The 426-nt window shown below is 53.1% G+C and carries 1 pseudogene; it reads left to right on the forward strand.

The window, feature by feature from the left end:
• A pseudogene (locus ACUU1I_RS21235) lies at positions 1–426 on the forward strand (phage tail tape measure protein); the annotation flags it as partial.

Here is a 426-nt window from a genome sequence, read left to right on the forward strand (position 1 = left end):
GGGATTGATGGGCGTGGGCAGTGCCATCAGCATTGTCAGCAGGATCATGTCGATGACGCCGATTGGCATGATTGCGACGGCGATAGCCATGGCTGCGGGATTAATTATCACTAACTGGGATGTTGTCGGACCTTATTTCAAGAAGCTCTGGGAAACCATTGGTCCTTATTTTGAGGCTGGCTGGGAACTCCTTAAGAAAGTTTTTGCCTGGTCGCCGCTGGGGATGGTGATCAATCACTGGGGGCCGGTTGTTAAGTGGTTTCAGGATATGTGGGACAAGCTGAAGCCAATTATTGAGTGGTTTACCGACAGTTCCGGAGACACGGTCGATGCCATTAACTCTGCGCAGTGGGGCGCGGGTGCTTATGATGCTTATGGGACGGGAATACCGGCACGGGGATACACACCTTATCCGGCGGTGGATCC

This window comes from Shigella sp. SIG3, assembly GCF_053555855.1.